The 14,627-nt window shown below is 74.3% G+C and carries 14 protein-coding genes; 4 read left to right on the forward strand and 10 right to left on the reverse strand.

Translation table 11 applies throughout. The features are described from left to right. Window positions 1-238 precede the first annotated feature (238 nt). From OIM89_RS03480 to OIM89_RS03490, 3 genes are all read right to left on the reverse strand, one after another. Window positions 239-1,084, reverse strand: a complete 846-nt coding sequence (locus OIM89_RS03480) for a DUF899 family protein (RefSeq protein ID WP_195730146.1) — start codon at window positions 1,082-1,084, stop codon at window positions 239-241. A gap of 154 nt (window positions 1,085-1,238) precedes the next feature. Beyond that, the gene (locus tag OIM89_RS03485) at window positions 1,239-1,943 is read right to left on the reverse strand and encodes a response regulator (protein WP_030696782.1); all 705 of its coding nucleotides are present in this window, start codon (window positions 1,941-1,943) and stop codon (window positions 1,239-1,241) included. Next, the gene (locus OIM89_RS03490; RefSeq protein ID WP_047468579.1) at window positions 1,940-3,139 is read right to left on the reverse strand and encodes a sensor histidine kinase; all 1,200 of its coding nucleotides are present in this window, start codon (window positions 3,137-3,139) and stop codon (window positions 1,940-1,942) included. The genes OIM89_RS03485 and OIM89_RS03490 overlap by 4 nt, the downstream gene beginning before the upstream one ends. A 180-nt stretch (window positions 3,140-3,319) precedes the next feature. Here OIM89_RS03490 and OIM89_RS03495 point away from each other — a divergent pair, with 180 nt between their 5' ends. Continuing rightward, window positions 3,320-3,520, forward strand: coding sequence for a hypothetical protein (locus OIM89_RS03495; RefSeq protein WP_030696780.1), 201 nt, complete (start codon window positions 3,320-3,322; stop codon window positions 3,518-3,520). A gap of 102 nt (window positions 3,521-3,622) precedes the next feature. Here the strand turns inward: OIM89_RS03495 and OIM89_RS03500 are convergent, their stop codons facing one another. Together OIM89_RS03500 and allB are read right to left on the reverse strand one after the other, a co-directional pair. After that, window positions 3,623-4,051, reverse strand: a complete 429-nt coding sequence (locus OIM89_RS03500) for a ribonuclease domain-containing protein (protein ID WP_030696779.1) — start codon at window positions 4,049-4,051, stop codon at window positions 3,623-3,625. Between the two features lie 180 nt (window positions 4,052-4,231). Beyond that, the gene (allB, locus tag OIM89_RS03505; RefSeq protein ID WP_047468576.1) at window positions 4,232-5,566 is read right to left on the reverse strand and encodes an allantoinase AllB; all 1,335 of its coding nucleotides are present in this window, start codon (window positions 5,564-5,566) and stop codon (window positions 4,232-4,234) included. Window positions 5,567-5,821: 255 nt separating this feature from the next. On the opposite strand from allB, the gene OIM89_RS03510 reads away from it, so the two are divergent. After that, window positions 5,822-6,628 (forward strand): IclR family transcriptional regulator, encoded by an 807-nt coding sequence (locus OIM89_RS03510; protein WP_030696777.1) that lies wholly within the window; start codon window positions 5,822-5,824, stop codon window positions 6,626-6,628. A gap of 9 nt (window positions 6,629-6,637) precedes the next feature. Here OIM89_RS03510 and OIM89_RS03515 read toward each other — a convergent pair whose 3' ends face one another. Continuing rightward, on the reverse strand, window positions 6,638-6,952 hold the full coding sequence (locus OIM89_RS03515) for a DUF5955 family protein (RefSeq protein ID WP_175457900.1): 315 nt from the start codon (window positions 6,950-6,952) through the stop codon (window positions 6,638-6,640). 309 nt (window positions 6,953-7,261) lie between these two features. Here OIM89_RS03515 and OIM89_RS03520 point away from each other — a divergent pair, with 309 nt between their 5' ends. Next, on the forward strand, window positions 7,262-7,837 hold the full coding sequence (locus OIM89_RS03520; RefSeq protein ID WP_175457905.1) for an NTP transferase domain-containing protein: 576 nt from the start codon (window positions 7,262-7,264) through the stop codon (window positions 7,835-7,837). A 23-nt stretch (window positions 7,838-7,860) separates the two neighbouring features. Here the strand turns inward: OIM89_RS03520 and OIM89_RS03525 are convergent, their stop codons facing one another. The 3 genes from OIM89_RS03525 to OIM89_RS03535 are packed head-to-tail and all read right to left on the reverse strand — an operon-like array spanning window position 7,861 to window position 11,515. Then, window positions 7,861-9,972, reverse strand: a complete 2,112-nt coding sequence (locus OIM89_RS03525) for a xanthine dehydrogenase family protein molybdopterin-binding subunit (protein WP_047468568.1) — start codon at window positions 9,970-9,972, stop codon at window positions 7,861-7,863. A gap of 23 nt (window positions 9,973-9,995) precedes the next feature. Beyond that, window positions 9,996-10,982 (reverse strand): FAD binding domain-containing protein, encoded by a 987-nt coding sequence (locus tag OIM89_RS03530; RefSeq protein ID WP_175457898.1) that lies wholly within the window; start codon window positions 10,980-10,982, stop codon window positions 9,996-9,998. Next, window positions 10,982-11,515: a (2Fe-2S)-binding protein gene (locus OIM89_RS03535; RefSeq protein WP_030696772.1), complete on the reverse strand. Its 534-nt coding sequence runs from the start codon at window positions 11,513-11,515 to the stop codon at window positions 10,982-10,984. Before OIM89_RS03535 ends, OIM89_RS03530 begins: the two co-directional genes overlap by 1 nt. A 420-nt stretch (window positions 11,516-11,935) precedes the next feature. On the opposite strand from OIM89_RS03535, the gene aceB reads away from it, so the two are divergent. Further along, window positions 11,936-13,576 (forward strand): malate synthase A, encoded by a 1,641-nt coding sequence (gene aceB, locus OIM89_RS03540; RefSeq protein WP_264490974.1) that lies wholly within the window; start codon window positions 11,936-11,938, stop codon window positions 13,574-13,576. 63 nt (window positions 13,577-13,639) lie between these two features. Here aceB and OIM89_RS03545 read toward each other — a convergent pair whose 3' ends face one another. Further along, complete coding sequence (locus tag OIM89_RS03545; RefSeq protein WP_030696770.1) at window positions 13,640-14,557, reverse strand: HipA family kinase; 918 nt, start codon at window positions 14,555-14,557, stop codon at window positions 13,640-13,642. Window positions 14,558-14,627: the final 70 nt, after the last annotated feature.

Consider the following 14,627-nt stretch of genomic DNA (forward strand, 5'->3'; position numbering starts at 1 on the left):
GAGGAAGCCGACGCGGTCCTCGCGCAGCACCCGGCGGTCGACAGCCCCCTTCGTGCCGAGCGCCTGACCGGCCACGCCCGCCCGGGACGGCGCTCTCCACCGAACCACCGTACCGACAGCTCGGGCTGGTACTCCTGGCCGTCGCGGTAGGCCCGGCGGAGCTGGCCCCGGCCGTCGCGGCGGCCGAGCGGGCCCCCTCCCCCCGGCCACCGGTTCGCCGGCCGGTGCACCGGAACCGTCAGTGGCAGTGCCCTGGCTCGCCCGGCTGGGCCGCGTCGGAGTGGGGCGTGCCGAGGTCGTCGGCGTGGTGGGCGGCGACGCGTGGCCATTGTGCGGTGGGGCGTCCGCCGGAGGACTGCTCCAGAGGGGTCCAGTCAGGGGCACCGCTCAGCGTGCGGGTGGCCTGGGTCAGACGTGGCCAGTGGGCGGGTGAGTCCTCCCACGCCTCCTGGCGGCCGAAGGCCGTGAGGTCCATGAGGGCGTAGCTGTAGTCCACGACTTCGGCGCCGCGTCGTCGGGTCCAGTACGTCTCGAACACCCGATCGCCCTCGCGCAGGTAGCACACGAGGTGGAAGAGACCGGGCTCGCGTCCGACGAGGAGTGAGTCGAGCGCGGGCTGGGCGGAGTACCACGGCATGGACCAGCCCATGAAGTCCCGGTACTTCACGCTCTCCTCGTACGACTTCTGGGCGTCCGCGAAGCCGTAGGCGGTGTTACGCCCCTGCGAGAAGACCGCGAAGGTGATGTCGCGAGAATGCAGGTAGGCCAGTTCACTCACATGGCTCACCACCCACGTGCAGCCTTCGCACTGCTCGGCAGCCGGCCGGCCGGGCCACCACATGAAGTAGTACACGATGAGCTGGCGTCTGCCCTCGAAGGCGTCCAGGAGAGTGGTGGGGCCGTCCGGCCCGAGAATCGGGCTGTCCCCGGCCACTTCCACCATCGGCAGCCTCAGGCGCGCGGCGGCGATCGCGTCGCTTTCGCGGGTATGGGCCTTCTCCCTCACCCGGAGCCTCTCCAGGTGCTCCTCGAAAGTGGCGCGGTCCACCACCGGGGGGTGAGCCGGATCAGGATTCCGGGACATCCTCAGCTCCTCAAGATCACGTCGTCACGGCGAGAAAAACTGTTCCGCATCCGAAGTGTCGAGGCGGTGTCCGGATCGCGCACTCCAGCGCCCCGAACCGGGCGGCGAGGCCGGCCGGAAGGTCACACCACGCGGTCAGGACCGGGGAGCGGGCTCAGCGGCCCGGCGAGGCGGGGCCGTCCGGTGGCGGGGCCGCCGGGTGGCCGGCGTCGTGGGTGAGCAGGGCGATCTGCACGCGGTTGTTGAGGCCGAGGCGGGCCAGGACGCGGGAGACGTGGGCCTTGACGGTGGCGACGCTGAGGTACAGCTCGGCGGCGATCTCGGCGTTGGAGGCGCCGCGCCCGACGGCGAGGGCCACCTCGCGTTCGCGCGGCGCGAGGGTGTTGAGGCGTTCGCGGGCGCGGGCGCGGCGGGTGTGCGCCCCGTCCTCGGCGACCTGGCCGATGAGCTGCCGGGTGACGGCCGGGGAGAGGACCGGGTCCCCCGCGGCGACGCGGCGGACGGCGGCGACGATCTCGGCGGGCGGGGTGTCCTTGAGGACGAACCCGGCCGCCCCGGCGCGCAGGGCCCGCAGGACCTGCTCGTCGGCGTGGAAGGTGGTGAGCAGGACGACCTCGGGGGCGTCGGGCAGGGCGCGGAGCCGTTCGGTGGCGGTGAGGCCGTCGACGTGCGGCATCCGGATGTCCATCAGCACCACGTCCGGCCGGAGCCGTTCGACCAGGGCGGGGACCTCGCGGCCGTCGCCCGCCTCGCCGACGACGCGGAGGTCTCCGGCGCCGCCCAGCATGAAGGAGAGGCCGGCCCGCAGCAGCGGGTCGTCGTCGACGAGGAGCACCGTGATCTCGGTCGTGTCGCTCATGGCGCCCACGGTAGCCAGGCGGTGACCCGGAAGCCGCCCTCCGGGCGAGGTCCGTGGGTGAGACGGCCCCCGGCCAGCGCGGCGCGTTCGGTGAGCCCGATGAGGCCCTGCCCGGAACCGGGTACGGGCGGGACGGGCCCGGCGGGGGCGGAGTTGGCCACCTCGACGCTCAGTCCCTCACCGGGGCCGCCGGTGAGGGTGACGGTGACGGGGGCGCCGGGGGCGTGTTTGCGGGCGTTGGTCAGGCACTCCTGGACGATGCGGTAGACGGTGCGGCCCAGGGCGGGCGGTACGTCGGCGGGGTCGGTGACGCGCCGGTCGAGGGTGAGCGGGGTGCCGCCTTCGCGGGCCTCGTCGAGGAGGTCGCCGAGGGCGTCCAGGGTGGGCTGGGGGCGAGCCCCGTCGGTGTCGTCCCCGGTGCGCAGCACACCGATGATGGCCCGGAGGTCCTGGAGGGCGTCGTGGGCGCTGTCCCGGATCACCCCGGCGGCGCGGGCGATCTCGGCGGTGGGGGCGTCGGGGCGGAACTCCAGTGCCCCGGCGTGCACGCTGAGCAGGGTGAGGCGGTGGGCCAGGACGTCGTGCATCTCGCGGGCGATGGCCTCCCGGGCCAGCCGCTGGGCCTGCGCGGCCCGCAGTCCGGCCTCGGCCTCGGCGCGCCGGGCGCGTTCGCGCAGGCTCTCCAGGAGCAGGCGGCGGGAGCGGACGTACATGCCCCAGCCGACGACGGCGGAGAGCAGCACGGCGGCGAAGACGACGGCGGCGAGCGTGTTGAAGGCGGGGTCGGGATAGAGCCAGAAGGTGAGCGGCGCCGTCGCCAGCGAGAAGGCGGAGACCCAGGCGACCTGCCGGAAGGGCCGGTGGACGGCGAGGGTGAAGAGGGCGACGACGGCGGCGCCCCCTGCGGTCTGCGCGACGACGGCGACCACGGCCGTGGCGACGGCGAAGCCGAGCGGGTACCGGCGCCGCACCCAGACCGCCGCGCAGGCGAGCGCCCCCACGACCTGGTCGGCGACGGCGACGCCGGCGGGGAGCCCGGGGTGCTGCCGCAGGACGTCGAGCCCGGTGAGGCCGATCACCACGGCGACCGCGAAGCAGGCGAAGTCGGCCGCCCAGTCACGGGGCCCGCACCGGGCGGGCCGGCCCTCGGGCCCGGGGGCGGGGGTGGTGCGGTGGTGGTCGGCGCGGATGCCCATGGTCGGCAAATCTACGCACCGCCTCGCTTGAACGCGGGCGATCGACGCCGGCCGTGGACCGGCGTCGGCGCGGTGTCGACTTTGGAAGGGGGTCGCCTCCGCCGGTGACCTACCGGAGAGGGGTGCGACCTCGCCCCGCGGCCGATGTGGGTGGGGGGTCCGCGGGACGAGGATCGCGGCATGAGGAAAACCTTGGAGATTGCCGGTTTCCTGTTGCTCCTTCAGGGCGCCATGGGACTGGTCACCGAGTTCACCGACCGCTTCGACGTGGGCCTGATCTCCCGCGTCGGCTTCCTGGACGGCTACGAGGTGTACGCGAGCATCGCGGCGCTCGTCCTGGCGCTGGCACTGTTCGCCCTGGCGGAGAGCCGCCCCAAGTAGGCGGCGCCCGCCGTGGGTACGCTCCGGGCCGGCGGTGTGTGGGGCACCGCCGGCCCGTGGGGCCGGCCCTCGCGGGGAGGCGCAGGGCCGGAGTCGGACGGGTCAGCAGCCGTGGTCGACCAGGTCGAACGAGGCGTAGTGGTCGGCGGTGTAGTAGTCCTCGTCGGCACCCGAGCCGGTGACGATGCGGCGGGCGCCGCGGTCGCTGGAGCCGGGGGTCTTGACCGTGTACTCGTGGTAGTAGCCGGTGGACTGCGAGGGCAGGAGCCCCTCGCGGTTCTGGAAGACGGTGCCGTCCTGCGGGTACGGGAAGGGGCCGCCCGCGTCGATGAGGTCGAGGGTGTCGTGGGCCTGCGCGGGGAGGGCGGAGTAGCAGATGTCACCGACGGCCTGCGCGGCGACGGTGGCCCGGAGGCTGTGGGCGGTGGGGGCCTGGGCCGGGACGGCCTGGGCCGCGGCGGAACCGCCGAGCAGCAGGGCGGCGGCGAGGGCGGTGGCTGTGGCGAAGCGTGGGGGGATTCGCATGCGCATAAGGATGACGCGCGTAGACAGGGGGCCGTCAAGGTCAGCGACCGTTAATTTTCCGGCTGTTAACGAACAGGCCGGATGCGCCGCCCGGTACCGCCGGTGGTGCGCCCCCGGCGCGAACAGCGGCGGCCCCATCCCCTGAGCAGGGGGTGGGGCCGCCGTCGGTGCGGGTGTGCCGCCGCGTCAGTCCCGCTCCAGCAGGAGGCCGGAGGGTTCGGCGTACGCGCCCTCGTGCAGGATGCGCCGGCCGCGCAGCCAGGTGGAGCGGACCACTCCGCGCAGGGTCCTCCCGGCGTAGGCGGTGACCCGGTTGCGGTGCTGGAGGGCGGCGGGGTCGACGGTGAAGGTCTCCTCCGGGTCCAGGACGGTGAAGTCGGCGTCCTTGCCGGGGGCGATGGCGCCCTTGGCGGTGAGCCCGGCGAGGCGGGCGGGCGCCTCGGCCATCCAGCGGACCACGTCGTCCAGGGTGTGGCCGCGCCGCCGCGCCTCCGTCCAGATGGCCGGCAGACCGAGCTGGAGCGAGGAGATGCCGCCCCAGGCGGTGGCGAAGTCACCGGTCTTGAGGTCGGCGGTGGACGGGGAGTGGTCGGAGACGACGCAGTCGATGGTGCCGTCGGCGAGCGCGGCCCACAGCAGATCCTGGTTGGCTGCCTCGCGGATGGGCGGGCAGCACTTGAACTCGGTGGCGCCGTCCGGGACTTCCTCGGCCGTGAGGGTGAGGAAGTGCGGGCAGGACTCGACGGTGATCCGGACCCCGGCACGGCGGGCGGCGGCGATGGCCGGGAGCGCCGAGGCGGCGGAGAGGTGCAGCACGTGGACGCGGGCGCCGAGCCGCGCGGCCTGCCCGATGAGGTTTTCGATCGCCTGGTTCTCGGCCTCGCCGGGCCGGGAGGCGAGGAAGTCGGCGTACTGCGGGCCGGGGCGCTGCGGGGCGCCGTCGAGGGCGTGCGGGTCCTCGGCGTGCACGATGAGCAGCCCGTCGAACCCGGCGATCTCGGCGAGGGCGACGGCGAGCTGGTCCTGGTCGAGCGGCGGGAACTCGTCCACGCCGGACGGCGAGAGGAAGCACTTGAAGCCGAAGACGCCCGCGTCGTGCAGCGGGCGCAGCTCCTTGGTGTTGTCGGGGAGCGCGCCGCCCCAGAAGCCGACGTCCACGTGGGCCTGCGGCCGGGCGGTGTCCTGCTTGACCTTGAGGTGGGCCGGGGTGGTGGTGGGCGGCAGCGAGTTGAGCGGCATGTCGACCAGGGTGGTGATGCCCCCGGCCGCGGCGGCCCGGGTGGCGGTCCAGAACCCTTCCCAGTCGGTGCGCCCGGGGTCGTTGACGTGCACGTGGGTGTCGACGAGCCCCGGCAGCAGGGCCGCGTCCCCCAGTTCCTCGACGGGCACCCCGGCGGGCAGCGGCGCGTCGTGCGGCAGGACGTCCACGATCTTCCCGGCGGCCACGGTGACCTGGGCGGCCCGTGTCCCGCTGGGAGTGATGACCCGTGTCGAACGCAGTACCCGTTCCAGTTCCGGCACCCCGGCCCCTTTCCTGTTCCCGCGTGCATGGCGACCGTGTGCGCATGCCGCCGCTTCAACGAACTGTTGAAGGAGTGTTGCCGCCCTGCTCCATCTCCGTCAAGAGGCACCCCCGTACGCTGGACGTTTTCATTTTGCGAAATTACTATTCCGAATAACAGAAGATGAAGATCCGGCGTACAGGCCGTCCCGGAGGCGGGAGCCGCCCGCCGGGTAGGCTGCTGCCTTGCCCGCCTGCTCCGAAAGGAACGCGACGTGCCGACGTCCCGCACCCCCGACGCCTCCGCCGAGAGCGCGGCCGCCCGGCCGTCCGGCGGCGTGCAGTCCCTGGAACGCGCCTTCGACCTGCTGGAGCGGATGGCGGACGCGGGCGGCGAGGTCGGCCTGAGCGAACTCTCGGCCAGCAGCGGCCTGCCGCTGCCGACCATCCACCGCCTGATGCGCACCCTGGTCGCCTGCGGCTACGTACGCCAGCAGCCCAACCGCCGCTACGCGCTCGGCCCCCGCCTGATCCGCCTCGGCGAGTCCGCCTCCCGCCTGCTCGGCACCTGGGCCCGGCCGCACCTGGCCCGCCTGGTCGAGGCGACCGGCGAGACCGCCAACATGGCCCTGCTCGACGGCGACGAGGTGGTCTACGTGGCCCAGGTGCCGTCCAAGCACTCGATGCGGATGTTCACCGAGGTCGGCCGCCGGGTGCTGCCGCACTCCACCGGCGTCGGCAAGGCCCTGCTGGCCGGCACCCCGCCGGAGGAGGTGCGCGCACTGCTGGCCCGCACCGGCATGCCGGCCGCCACCCCGAAGACGCTGACCACGCCGGACGCCTTCCTCGGCGCCCTGGAGGAGGTCAGGCGGCTCGGCTACGCGGTCGACGACAACGAGCAGGAGGTCGGCGTCCGCTGCCTGGCCGTCCCGGTCCCCGACTCCCCCACGGCGGCCGCCCTCTCGATCTCGGGCCCGGCGGGGCGCGTCACCGAGGAGGCCGTCGCCACCATCGTGCCGGTGCTCCAGCAGGTGGCGGCGGAGCTCTCCGCCGAACTGGCCGCCTCCGGCCAGCCCGGCTGACCCGGCGGCTCAGCCGCCGTCCTCCGTGCCGAAGAGCTCGACGGCGGCGCGCAGCCGCGCCAGCTCCGCGGCGAAGGCGCTCACCGAGCCGAGCGAGGCGGCGACCAGGAGCAGAGAGCGGCGCAGCCGCCCCTGGTCCGGAGCGCCCTCACGGGCCATCGCCCCGATGGCCGCCAGCTCGTCCTCGGCGACCGCCCGGTCCGGGAACTCCGTCCGGTGGGCGGCGAGCCGCCTGCGCAACTGCGCGGTGGCACCGCGCAGTTCCTCGGTCCGCGGGTCCTGGCAGGCAGCCACCACCTGCCGGTCCTGCTGTTCCCTGTCCATGTCCATACTGCGCAACACGGCCCCTCCCCTGCGCACACCGTTGTACGCCGTGCCTGTGTGATGGTTCTGCTCCCTGGCGCGGTGGTCAGGCGCACCGGGGCCGTTCAGTAAACGCCAGCAGAGGCCCGACGCGCCAGCGGGCGGGGCGAATTCGCCGCTGTTGGCACCGTTGCCGCCCTTTCGGCACCCCCGGTTCCGCTTCCGTCCGCCTCCCGGCCGCCGGCCGCCGTGCGGTATGCAGGGGGCGTGGAGACGACAGCGCGGACACCCGGCGGGACCGGGGAGAGGTCCGAGGACGAGGTGACCGGAGTGGTCCTGGCGGCCGGGGGCGGCCGACGGCTGGGCGGCCGCCCGAAGGCCCTGCTGGAGTACGGCGGCCGCCCCCTGGTGGAACACGCGGTGGCGGTGCTCCGGGCGGCCGGGGTGGCCCGGGTGCACGTCGTGCTGGGCGCGTCGGCGCCGACGGTACGGGAGCGCGCGGACCTGCCCGGCCGCGTGATCGTGGAGAACCCGGAGTGGGCGACCGGCATGGGCTCCTCCCTGCGCACCGGGCTCGCCTCGCTGGCCGGCTCCGGGGCGGGCGCCGCCCTGGTCTGCCTGGTCGACCAGCCCGGCATCGGCGCGGCGGCCGTCGCCCGGGTGCGCGCGGCGTACCGGGGTCCGGGCACGCTGGCGGCGGCCGCGTACGCGGGCCGGCGCGGCCACCCGGTGCTCTTCGGGTCGGCGCACTGGGCGGACATCGCCGCCTCGGCGGTGGGCGACCGGGGCGCGCGGGAGTACCTGCGCGCCCACGCGGACGCCCTCACGCTGGTGGAGTGCGGGGACATCGCCGAGCCGTACGACATCGACACGCCGGAGGACCTGTGGCGGCTCGGGGGCGCCTGACCGGCGTCCGCGCGCCCCGGGGCTCAGACCACCCCGGCGAGAGCGGCCCGGACCTTGTCCGGCGTCAGGGGGAGGGAGCGGAACCGCACCCCGGTCGCGTGACGGGCGGCGTTCCCGACGGCCGCCGCCATGCCCACGATGCCGATCTCACCGATGCCCTTGCCGCCGACCGGGTTGAGGTGCGGGTCGGCCTCGTCGAGCCAGCCCGCCTCGATGGCGGGCGGCGCCGGGATGTCGGCGCTGACGGGCACGTGGTAGGCGGCGAGGTCGCGTTCGGCGAAGCCGCCGAAGGCCGGGTCGAGGGTGCTCTGCTCGGTGAGGGCCATGCCGATGCCCATCACCATGCCGCCGAGGAACTGGGAGCGGGCGGTACGCGCGTTGAGGATGCGCCCGGCCGCGAAGTGCCCGTAGGCGCGCACCACCCGGACCTCCCCGGTGTCGGTGTCGACGCTCACCTCGGCGAAGTGGGCGCCGAAGGCGTGGCGGGCGTACGGCGATCCGGCCTCGACCGCCTCGGTGGTGTCGGCCTCGGCGGTGAGGCCCTCGGGCGGAAGGTCCGGGTCCCCCGCGAGGCGCCCGGCCAGCGCGGCGCACGCCTCGTGGACGGCCCAGCCCCAGGAGGCGGTCCCGGAGGAGCCGCCGGCCAGCGGCGCGGAGGGCAGGTCGCTGTCGCCGATCTCGACGCGGACGCGCTCACCGGGGGCGCCGAGGGCGTCGGCGGCGATCTGGCCGAGGACGGTGCGGGCGCCGGTGCCGATGTCGGTGGCGTTGACCCGGACCAGGTAGTCGCCGCCAGGCAGCGCGGTGGCGGTGGCCCGGCACGGCGAGACCAGGACCGGGTACGTGGCGGCGGCGACGCCGGTGCCGGTCAGGCGGGGCCCGTCGCGGCGCACGCCCGGGCGCGGGTCGCGCTCCTCCCAGCCGAAGCGGCGGGCGCCCTCGCGCAGGCACTCCACCAGGTGGCGGCTGCTGAACGGGCGGCCGCTGTCGGGCTCGTCGGCCGGGTCGTTGAGCACCCGCAGTTCGACCGGGTCCAGACCGGTCCGCTCGGCGAGTTCGTCCATCGCCGACTCCAGGGCGTACATGCCGGGCGCCTCGCCGGGGGCGCGCATCCAGGAGGGGCTGGCCACGTCGAGGGGGACGACCTCGTGGACGGTGCTGCTGTGCGGAGAGCCGTACATGACGCGGGCGGGGACGGCGGCCTGCTCCACGAACTCCTTGATGCGGGAGGTGTGGGTGAGCGCGGTGTGCTCGACCGAGAGCAGGATGCCGTCCGGGTCGGCGCCGAGCCGCACCCGGTGCAGGGTGGGCGCCCGGTGGCCGACGGCGGCGGGCAGGTCGCGGCGGGGCAGGGCGAGGGTGACGGGGCGTCCGGTGTGGCGGGCGGCGAGCGCGGCGAGGACGACGTGCGGGCGCGGGGTGCCCTTGGAGCCGAAGCCGCCGCCGACATGGGCGGAGGTGACGGTGATCCGGTCCTCGGCCAGGCCGAAGATCTGGGCGAGGGCGGCGCGGACGGCGGTGCTGCCCTGGCTGGAGTCGTGCACCGTGAGGTGGCCGTCCTCCCAGGAAGCGGTGGCGGCGTGCGGCTCCATCGGGTGGTTGTGCAGCGGCGGCACGTCGTAGGCGGCGTCGACGCGGATCGGCGCGGCGTCGAAGGCGCCGGGGGCGTCGCCGCGTTCGCGGACCGCCGGGTGGCCGCCGTTGGCCTCCTCGGGTACGTACCGTTCCAGGTGGTCGCGGGTGAGGGTGACGTCGTGCGGCCGGGTCTCGTAGTGGACGCGTACGGCCTGGGCGCCCGCCCGGGCCGCCTCCAGGGTCTCGGCCACGACGAGGGCGACGAACCAGCCCCGGTGGGGGACGTCGTCGCCCTGGAGGACGTTGAGCGTCGGGTCGTCGGCCGGGGTGCGGGACTCGGCGTTCCCGGCGGTGAGGACGTCGACCACGCCGGGCAGCCCCAGCGCGGCGGCGGCGTCCACCGAGCGGACGCTCCCGGCGGCGACGGTGGCGGGCACCGGCCAGGCGTAGAGGCGGCCGGGCGGGGCGAACTCGGCGGCGTACCGCGCGGCACCGGTGACCTTGTCCCGGCCTTCGCGGCGCGGCAGGCCCGTTCCCAGTTCCGAGGTGGTGTCGGTCATCTGAGCGGACTCCCTGGGTGGGGCTACGGCCGGGTCAGGCCGAGCAGGACGGTGCGGGCCAGGTCACGGGCGAGGCCGATCTTGAAGACGTTGTCGCGCAGCGGCTCGGCGGCGGTCAGCTCCGCGTCGAGCGCGGCGGTCACCCGTTCCTCGGTGAGCGCCTGCCCGGTCAGTTCGGTCTCGGCCCGCCGGGCCCGCCACGGCCGGTGCGCCAGCCCGCCGAAGGCGATCCGCACCTGCTCGGCGGCGCCGTCACCGCCCTGGGTGAGCTGGGCGGCGACGGAGACCAGCGCGAAGGCGTACGAGGCCCGGTCGCGCACCTTGCGGTAGGTGGCCCGGGTGCCGTCCGGCGGCGCGGTGAGCCGGACGGCGGTGACGAGCTCGCCGGGCTCCAGCACCGTGTCCCGCTCGGGCAGTTCGCCGGGGAGCCGGTGGAACTCGGTGACCGGGATGACGCGTTCCCCGGCCGGCCCCGTGGTCTCCACCTCGGCGTCGGCCGCCGCCAGCGCGACCGCCAGGTCGGAGGGGTGGGTGGCGACGCAGGCGGGCGAGTGGCCGAGAACCGCGTGGTCGCGGTGGACGCCTTCGCGGGCCGCGCACCCGGTGCCCGGCTCCCGCTTGTTGCAGGGCATGGAGAGGTCCTGGAAGTAGACACACCGGGTCCGCTGGAGCAGGTTGCCGCCGGTGGTCGCGGCGTTGCGCAACTGCCCGGAGGCTCCGGCGAGCAGCGCCTCGGAGACGGCCGGGTGCCGGACGCGGACGGCGGGGTGGGCGGCGAGGTCGCTGTTGCGCACCAGCGCCCCGATCCGCAGCGCCCCGTCGGCCTCTTCGGTCACGGTGTCCAGCGGCAGCCGGGTGATGTCCACCAGGGTGTCGGGCGTCTCGACCCCCTGCTTCATCAGGTCGACCAGGTTGGTCCCGCCCGCGAGGTACCGCGAGCCGTCCCGGCCGCCGTGGGCGCGGGCGGCCTCGGCGGCGTCGGCGGCCCGGACGTAGGTGAAGGTCCGCATCAGCTCAGGTCCCGTACGGCGTCGACGATGTTCGGGTAGGCCCCGCAGCGGCAGAGGTTGCCGCTGAGCCGCTCGCGGATCTCGTCACCGGTGAGCGGTACCGGCTCCCCCGCCGGATGGTCCGGGTCGGTGGCGGCCGAGGGGTAGCCCTGCGCCGCCTCCTCCAGCACGCCCACGGTCGAGCAGATCTGCCCGGGTGTGCAGTACCCGCACTGGAAGGCGTCCCGGTCGAGGAACGCCTCCTGCACCGGATGCAGCCCGTCCCCCTCCCCCAGCCCCTCCACCGTGGTGATCCGCGCACCGTCGAGCGCCACCGCGAGCAGCAGACAGCTGTTGACCCGCCGCCCGTCCACCAGCACGGTGCAGGCCCCGCACTGCCCGTGGTCGCACCCCTTCTTCGACCCGGTCAGCCCGAGCCCGTCCCGCAGCACGTCCAGCAATGCCGCCCGGTTGTCGAGACTCAGCGCGTACCACTCCCCGTTGACCCGCAGACGCACGGACGACGTGTGCCCCGCCTCCAGCGACCCCAGCATTCCGGCAGACACAGGTCCCCTTCCTCCACTACGGCATCCCCCACCACCCTCGTCCACCTCACCTCACCGCGCCCCTGGGAAGGCGCGAACGGGTGGCGGCCGTCAGCCCGGCCCCTGACAGCCCGGCCGGCGCTTGAGGCCAAGGACCCGCTCCGGGTAGGAGGTCCCCACCAACCCCCCACCCCCCACTTGTAGTCATCCCCATGGCACTCAGAGCCACCCTCTGTCGACCCGAAGATTCTCGACATCAACAGACCATTGAACTTCCACCATAAGGAAACTAGTATCCACTGATCAGAACCACCCGCACGAAAGACGGCCCACCAAAAGCCCCATTTCCCCCCTGGCACCCAGTGCCGCCACCCCCGCCCCCGAAAACCGGCCCCGCCAGGGGCCCACCCGCTGAAGGAAGTGACAGCCATGTCCGCACCCGCGTCCCCGTCCGCGACGCCGGTCACCGTCGACGCCGAGCCCCTCCCCCGCCAGGAGGAAGTCCTCACGGACGAGGCGCTCGCCTTCCTCGGCGAGCTCCACCACCGCTTCACCCCCCGCCGGAACGAACTCCTGGCCCGCCGCGCCGAGCGCCGCGCCGAGATCGCCCGCACCTCGACCCTCGACTTCCTCCCCGAGACCGCGCAGGTCCGCGAGGACGACTCCTGGCGCGTCGCCGAGGCCCCGCCCGCGCTGACCGACCGCCGGGTCGAGATCACCGGCCCCACCGACCGCAAGATGACGATCAACGCCCTCAACTCCGGCGCCCGCGTCTGGCTCGCCGACTTCGAGGACGCCTCCGCTCCCACCTGGGAGAACGTCATCCAGGGCCAGCTCAACCTCACCGACGCCTACGAGCGCCGCATCGACTTCACCGACGAGCGCACCGGCAAGTCCTACGCCCTGAAGCCGCAGGAGGAGCTGGCCACCGCCGTCGTCCGCCCGCGCGGCTGGCACCTGGACGAGCGCCACCTGCGCGCCGCCGACGGCACCCCGCTCCCCGGCGCCCTGGTCGACTTCGGCCTGTACTTCTTCCACAACGCCCAGCGCCTCATCGACCTCGGCAAGGGCCCGTACTTCTACCTGCCGAAGACCGAGTCGCATCTGGAGGCCCGCCTCTGGAACGAGGTCTTCGCCTTCGCCCAGGAGTACGTCGGCATCCCGCACGGCACGATCCGCGCCACGGTCCTCATCGAGACCATCACCGCCGCGTACGAGATGGAGGAGATCCTCTACGAGCTGCGCGACCACGCCTCGGGGCTGAACGCGGGCCGCTGGGACTACCTCTTCTCGATCGTCAAGAACTTCCGTGACGGCGGCCGCAAGTTCGTCCTGCCGGACCGCAACGCGGTGACGATGACCGCGCCGTTCATGCGCGCCTACACCGAACTCCTCGTCCGCACCTGCCACAAGCGCGGCGCGCACGCCATCGGCGGCATGGCCGCGTTCATCCCCTCGCGCCGCGACGCCGAGGTGAACAAGGTGGCGTTCGCCAAGGTCAAGGACGACAAGGACCGCGAGGCCCGGGACGGCTTCGACGGCTCCTGGGTCGCCCACCCGGACCTGGTGCCGATCGCGCTGGAGTCCTTCGACACCGTCCTCGGCGAGAAGCCCAACCAGAAGGACCGGCTCCGCGAGGACGTCTCGGTGGCCGCCGGCGACCTCATCGCCATCGACTCGCTCGACGCCGAGCCCACCTTCGACGGCCTGCGCAACGCCGTCCAGGTCGGCATCCGCTACATCGAGGCGTGGCTGCGCGGCCTCGGCGCCGTCGCCATCTTCAACCTGATGGAGGACGCGGCCACCGCCGAGATCTCCCGCTCGCAGATCTGGCAGTGGATCAACGCCGGGGTCGAGGTGGAGCGCGACGGCGCCACCGTCCTGGTCACCCGTGAGCTGGCCCGCGAGGTGGCGGCCGAGGAACTGGCCGCGATCCGCGCCGAGATCGGCGAGGACGCCTTCACCGCCGGCCGCTGGCAGCAGGCCCACGACCTGCTGCTGACCGTCTCGCTCGACGACGACTACGCCGACTTCCTCACGCTGCCCGCCTACGAGCAGCTGGTCGGCTGACCCCCACCGCACCGCCCTGTGCCCCGGCGCCCACCGCCGGGGCACAGCCACGTCCGCCCCGGCTCACCCCAGATGGCGGGACCAGTCGGGCGCCGCGTCCGGCTTGCCGTGCAGATCCGGTACGTGCTGGAGCCAGGCGGGGCGGCCCGCCCGGGTGGCCGCGGCCCGCTCGGCGTCGGCCTCGGCGAGCTGCCGGGCCGAGGGGAACTCCAGCGGCAGCCACTGCCCGGAGACGGCCGCCCGCTCCGCGAGCTGACGGGCGTACGCCTCGCGCAGCGCGTCCGGCGAGGAGAAGCCCGGCTCGTCCGCCAGCCAGGCATCGGGGACCAGCGCGGTGACCTCGCGGAGCAGGTCGAGGGTGATCCGGGGTGCCAGTACCGCGTCGGCCTCGGCGACCTGCGGGGCGTAGCCGCCCAGGGCGTGGTGGCGGAAGTCGTACCGCTTGGCCACCGCGCCGGCGGCGCTGTCCCACCGGTGGTGGAAGACGAGGGCCGCCCCGTGGTCGATCAGCCAGAGCCGCCGGGGTGAGCGGGGCGTCCCGGCCGGGGGCCAGATCATCAGATTGGTGCTGTGCACGGTCCGGTCGACGTTGGCCGTCAGCGCGTCCAGCCACACCACCCGCCCGGCCTCCGCCGGGTCCACCGCGAGGTCACCGGGGTGGAAGTCGACGGCTCCGGGCAGCAGGTCCATACCGAGGTTGATCCCGGCACTGGCCCGCACAAGGTCCTGCACCTCCTGGTGCGGCTCGTCCCGCGCCACCGCCGGATCGAAGTCGACCAGCACCAGCTCCGGCACCCGGAACCCGAGCCGCCGAGCCAGCTCCCCCACCACGATCTCGGCCACCAGCGCCTTGCGCCCCTGCGCCGACCCGGTGAACTTGACGACGTACGTCCCCAGATCGTCGGCCTCGACGACGCCGGGGACGGAGCCGCCGGTGGTCAGCGGCTGCACGTAGCGGGTGGCGGTGACTTGGCTCAGCATCTTCCAGACCCTCAGGCTCTCCGCCCGGCTCTCCGCGCCAAGCTCGCTTCGGTACCCGCGAGCATAGTGA

The organism is Streptomyces sp. BI87, assembly GCF_025957665.1.
GTDB lineage: Bacteria > Actinomycetota > Actinomycetes > Streptomycetales > Streptomycetaceae > Streptomyces > Streptomyces albidoflavus.

Coding starts and splice junctions, on each gene's coding strand:
- OIM89_RS03495 (WP_030696780.1), top strand. CDS start 3,320: ATGAGGAAAACCTTGGAGATTGCCGGTTTCCTGTTGCTCCTTCAGGGC.
- OIM89_RS03525 (WP_047468568.1), bottom strand. CDS start 9,972: ATGACCGACACCACCTCGGAACTGGGAACGGGCCTGCCGCGCCGCGAA.
- OIM89_RS03535 (WP_030696772.1), bottom strand. CDS start 11,515: ATGCTGGGGTCGCTGGAGGCGGGGCACACGTCGTCCGTGCGTCTGCGG.
- OIM89_RS03485 (WP_030696782.1), bottom strand. CDS start 1,943: ATGAGCGACACGACCGAGATCACGGTGCTCCTCGTCGACGACGACCCG.
- OIM89_RS03490 (WP_047468579.1), bottom strand. CDS start 3,139: ATGGGCATCCGCGCCGACCACCACCGCACCACCCCCGCCCCCGGGCCC.
- aceB (WP_264490974.1), top strand. CDS start 11,936: ATGTCCGCACCCGCGTCCCCGTCCGCGACGCCGGTCACCGTCGACGCC.
- OIM89_RS03545 (WP_030696770.1), bottom strand. CDS start 14,557: ATGCTGAGCCAAGTCACCGCCACCCGCTACGTGCAGCCGCTGACCACC.
- OIM89_RS03530 (WP_175457898.1), bottom strand. CDS start 10,982: ATGCGGACCTTCACCTACGTCCGGGCCGCCGACGCCGCCGAGGCCGCC.
- OIM89_RS03500 (WP_030696779.1), bottom strand. CDS start 4,051: ATGCGCATGCGAATCCCCCCACGCTTCGCCACAGCCACCGCCCTCGCC.
- OIM89_RS03515 (WP_175457900.1), bottom strand. CDS start 6,952: ATGGACAGGGAACAGCAGGACCGGCAGGTGGTGGCTGCCTGCCAGGAC.
- OIM89_RS03480 (WP_195730146.1), bottom strand. CDS start 1,084: ATGTCCCGGAATCCTGATCCGGCTCACCCCCCGGTGGTGGACCGCGCC.